This window comes from Nitrospira sp. BLG_2 (genome assembly GCF_049222245.1).
This window is the reverse complement of sequence record NZ_JBLYIG010000166.1, coordinates 1-4,109: the sequence shown is the minus strand read 5'-3', so window position 1 is coordinate 4,109 and position 4,109 is coordinate 1. Positions and strand designations below refer to the sequence as shown.

The window sequence follows — 4,109 nt, the reverse complement described above, 5'->3', positions numbered from 1 at the left end:
GACGGCGGCTTGCGTGATCGACTGGCCTTCACGCATCAACGCGACCGCGACCACCCCCTTGATCCCCGTTTGATTGCCCGTCCGGGGATACTTACGCGAGCCCCGTTTTTGTCGGCTGCCAAGAGCCGGAACCGATGGGGTGTCGTCGGGCATTACGCCATCCTTTCGCTCAAGGTGGGCGACTGGAACAAGACCGGCAGGCCCTTGGGCTTGGTGGAGCCGGCCTTACTCATGGGGCACCTCCTTCATGAGACAGAGCACCGCGGCCTTGGCCCGGAGAAACCCGGGGTAGTCGTTCGCGAGGAAGGCTTCGTCGCAGCGGCTAAGCCCCTCAAGGACAGGGCTGAGCCGGGGGTCATCCGGCAGAAGGCCCGCAGTCTGGGAGGCCAGCTCCCGCCATTCGGCCAGCCAGTTAGGGGAGCCTTCATTGATGGGCAAAAGGTCTGAGGCATCATCCTCTTGGCGGGGCTGGTCCCTGCGCCTGACCATGTCTAGGTATCGTCCCAACGTGATGACCTCCTTTGGTGTCCGCCTTACGACATATACGACATTAACGACCTATCTCCTGCTCGCTAGGGGGATATGTCGTATATGTCGTTAATGTCGTAGCCTCTGTAATGGCCAGCCAACGTTCAACCGGACGAGTTCCGGTCTGCTCAATGACCGGACGGGCCAAGTTCTGGTTGGCGAGCAACCCTAGACCTCGGTCGATCTCGTGAGACTTCCGATTCCGCCCAAACCAATCGCGGATCTCCGTCCGGGTCAGGCCGGTAGGGGCTTGCCGAAGGGCGCGAAGGAGTTCATCTGCCACGGGGTCGCCGAGCCGTTGCCCAAAGATGTAGCGGGCCGAGGCTTCGCAATACTCCCAGACGGCCAGGGCGGCGGTCAGATGAGCAGGGGTTACGACATACGACATATCTCCCAGGGCAAAGAGACAGGCGAGCCGCATCGTGATCGCCTCGGCCCGTGAAGTAACGGCTCCCAACAGGCCAGGAGCGCCGGCACTAAGCGCCGGGTAGACTTCATGCCAAAGAGTACGGGCCGGCTCGTTCCGTTTGACCTCTCCAGTTCCTCGCGCAAAGTGGAGGGCCTGAGTGAGCCGGCTAATAAGCGGGGATAAGTCCTCGTCTTTGAGGGTTCCCCCCTCCGGGAGACATTTAGATCGTCTTGAACAAACCCACAGGAAGCGATTGGCGAAGCCATTCGCGGCCTCGGTCGTCTCCATCAGGCGAAGCAGTTCATCCTTTGTGATGTGCGCGATAATCGACACATGAGCACCGGTCGCTTTGGCGGAGGCATTCTTCGTCATGGCCCGGAGGTCGCCGCTATCCCACGCCTGGCGTAGAACCGCACTGAGGGTGTTCCCATCCCGCCGCATGACGGCCAACACGTTCGCAAATTCGGGCTCCAGCACCAGAATCCGCTTATCGGTGATGCCCTGGTCTACGATCGCGGTCTGCACCTCCCCGGTATAGCGACCGTTGTCCTTGATCGGTTCGGTCTTCGTGATGGCGTCACGCACTTGCCAGATGAGTCCCTCGCCAGAGGACAGCCCGGACATAATTCGATCCGCTGCCCAGTCTGGATCGACCGCTTGGAACAACCGCCGGACCTGCCCCCAGGAAGTCCCCTTTCGCCCCTTAGCGGTCTCGCCTACCAGCGTCACATAGAGGTTCATGGCGTGATAATCCGCCTCGGCCCGGAAATGAGGACCACGGTTAAGCGCATTCCCGAATGCCACGAGGGCTTGGAGCAGGATGGCGGCGTCATCCGCTTCGGTATGAGGACGAATCGTCCTTACAATGTCCCCGAATACCCCGTAGAGCGCGACGGGATCGAGAGCGGGCCATTCTTCGATCAACGGCCGGCTGAAGACTTCCTGTTCAGGGGGCCGAAGATCGACGGGCTCCAACTCTTGCTCAAGGGTGGCGGCACCAAGTTGGGCCTTCAGGACCACGGTCCGAAGGCGTTGGCGGGCTTCATCAAACGCTAGGGTCATCGTAGCGTTCTCCTGCCGCTTCGAGAATGGCATGTGCTGCCGCCAGCTCGCTCAAAGCCTCATCAAGTTGAGTAGCAGACCAATTGCTGATGTCAATGCCGCGAGCGGAGCTGATTAGGCCACGCGCCTCTCTGACTGCGTCGCTACAAAAGCCGTCCGTTCGATCAAGGCGCTCCCTCCGCTCCCGTCGTTGCTGTGCTTCTCGCATAGCCCATGGATCGGGCTCCGAATCAGGGAACAAGTCTGCGAGGCTCAAGCCCAGCGCTCCCACCACGGCTTGAGGTGGACAAGCGCCGAAGCAATTCAGCAAAATCCGTCCGTCTTCTCCTAGCCGAACGCTCAGGCTCGGGGTACGGTCTTCATGTGCTGGGCACTGGCACATCCACTTGTCTGTGCCGTTCGAGCGTACCCTGTTGAGGTGCCCCAAGAACCAATCGATTCTTGAATTCGTGCTCATCGGGCCGACTCCTCCAGCGTGATCGACTCGCGCATCCCGTCACGGATCAGTTTTTCCACAAAGGCTCGCGTGAGCCGAATCTGCCGGCCTAAGCGTACGTACGGAACTCGGCGCAGCCGAATGTCCTTTCGCCATGTGGACACCTTGCGCTTGGTCATGGCCTCGGCCTCACGGAGGGTGAGAAGCTCCACAACGTCCTTCTTCGTGGCATCCATCAATGGCCCTCTCCTTGTTGACTTGAGTGAGATTCTAGCGTATTGGTTCTGATCAACGTATAAACAGGGTAAACCGTGTCAATTCCGCGTCCATCGTTTCCTCTCGGTACTCTTCCTGTTGTATCGATGCAGGAAGTCGCGCCTTGCCATCTCTTCACGCTCAAGGACACTTGCCTGGTGAGAAAGTACGATTCAATGAACCAACTGACGTATCAGTTATGGGAATCTAAGGGAGATTCTGTGCAGATGATTGGGTTCAAGAAGGGGGCAGACTTCCGGCATATTTATCCCCTTGGGAAGGGGAGCGATGAAGCTAGCTGTGGGCTTCCTCATTTGGCACTGCTTCGTGGTGCAGACACCGATCATCTGGTCCGATGGTGTTCAAAATGGGGCCTAGTGGGAACAGTCTGCACGAATTGGCAGGATGCAAATATCGAGAAGAAGCTAGCCCGGCAATCCGATATGTCGCTCTATCATCGTGTCTGCGGCGGCATAAGTGGATCGTCCCCGTATGGGGAGCCAGTTGAATTAATCCGGGAGGCCGCGCGTGTCGCACATGCCGCAACAGCGCTCTATTTGGCCCTCCAACAGAAGCAACCCAGTTCCAGGGCGGTCGCTATGCATCAGATCCTTGAGAAGGGACCGGTTCTAGTAGAAGGTGACGATGGTGGGCCCACACTGCGCGAAGATCGAATTCTCGGGGTTAGCATCGGACTATCAGAGAGCCCATTCCCACGAAGAGCGCCTGAGTTTATTCGCCGCGGATGGGAAGCGCTCCATGACCTGATGGAAACCTACCTTAATCCCAGCCTTAAGTTGCAGTGCGATCCGAGCTCAGATCCAGAGCGGCCCAACTTTTACTGGCAGGTAGATACCCTATTCGGTGCGCTGTTCCTCAAGATGCTCCGAGCGTGGCGTAAGCAGCGATGGTGCACGGAATGCAAAAAGGACATTACTCATCGACGGCCGCAAGCTACCACATGCGGCGAGGCGTGTAAGCAAGCTCGTAAGTATCGGCGGAAGAAAGAACGGGCCGTGGAGTCTAGCGGGTAGAACTTGTATTCCTGCACTATGCCGAATGCGCGAGGGGGTAGGCGGGGGGGCTGCCGGGGCGGTACCCCCCGGGGCCTAGGCAGGTCCCGGTCTTACTCCCGGTTTACTCCCGGTTTTTCTCCTGATTCTCAGTCTGTCTTAAATCTCACTCCAGCCTCATTGAAAACTGCCATAAACCTTGTCAGACGCGGGGCTTGTCCTTCTCTGTCCCACTCAGTAGCAATTAATCTCAGGATGCTGACGACGCCCTTTTAAGGCGAGGGCCCTGGGTTCGAGTCCCAGCCGGCTCACCACTTCCCGATCGTCTAGAATCTCATGCCACTCCTGTAGCCGGTCGATAGAATGGACCGAAGGCCCGCTGAAGGCAAGCGACCCCGTCGCCGAC

5 protein-coding genes are annotated in these 4,109 nt (G+C 58.6%); 1 reads left to right on the top strand and 4 read right to left on the bottom strand.

What is annotated here, in order from left to right; all coding sequences use genetic code 11:
* Positions 1–225 precede the first annotated feature (225 nt).
* From ACOSYY_RS04630 to ACOSYY_RS04615, 4 genes are read right to left on the bottom strand one after another with little or no spacing between them, the layout of a single operon-like run.
* Entirely contained in the window at positions 226–507 is a 282-nt protein-coding gene (locus tag ACOSYY_RS04630) for a hypothetical protein (RefSeq protein WP_421661100.1), read from the bottom strand.
* A 43-nt stretch (positions 508–550) separates the two neighbouring features.
* Positions 551–1,999, bottom strand: coding sequence for a DUF3987 domain-containing protein (locus ACOSYY_RS04625; protein WP_421661099.1), 1,449 nt, complete (start codon positions 1,997–1,999; stop codon positions 551–553).
* The gene (locus tag ACOSYY_RS04620) at positions 1,983–2,456 is read right to left on the bottom strand and encodes a hypothetical protein (RefSeq protein WP_421661098.1); all 474 of its coding nucleotides are present in this window, start codon (positions 2,454–2,456) and stop codon (positions 1,983–1,985) included. Before ACOSYY_RS04620 ends, ACOSYY_RS04625 begins: the two co-directional genes overlap by 17 nt.
* Positions 2,453–2,671, bottom strand: coding sequence for a hypothetical protein (locus tag ACOSYY_RS04615; RefSeq protein ID WP_421661097.1), 219 nt, complete (start codon positions 2,669–2,671; stop codon positions 2,453–2,455). Before ACOSYY_RS04615 ends, ACOSYY_RS04620 begins: the two co-directional genes overlap by 4 nt.
* Positions 2,672–2,746: 75 nt before the next feature.
* Between ACOSYY_RS04615 and ACOSYY_RS04610 the strand changes: the two genes are divergently transcribed.
* The gene (locus ACOSYY_RS04610) at positions 2,747–3,724 is read left to right on the top strand and encodes a hypothetical protein (protein ID WP_421661096.1); all 978 of its coding nucleotides are present in this window, start codon (positions 2,747–2,749) and stop codon (positions 3,722–3,724) included.
* Positions 3,725–4,109 lie beyond the last annotated feature (385 nt).

What these genes read in the sequence shown, in the direction of transcription:
- ACOSYY_RS04625 (WP_421661099.1), bottom strand. Translation starts at nt 1,999, where the DNA reads ATGACCCTAGCGTTTGATGAAGCCCGCCAACGCCTTCGGACCGTGGTC.
- ACOSYY_RS04620 (WP_421661098.1), bottom strand. Translation starts at nt 2,456, where the DNA reads ATGAGCACGAATTCAAGAATCGATTGGTTCTTGGGGCACCTCAACAGG.
- ACOSYY_RS04615 (WP_421661097.1), bottom strand. Translation starts at nt 2,671, where the DNA reads ATGGATGCCACGAAGAAGGACGTTGTGGAGCTTCTCACCCTCCGTGAG.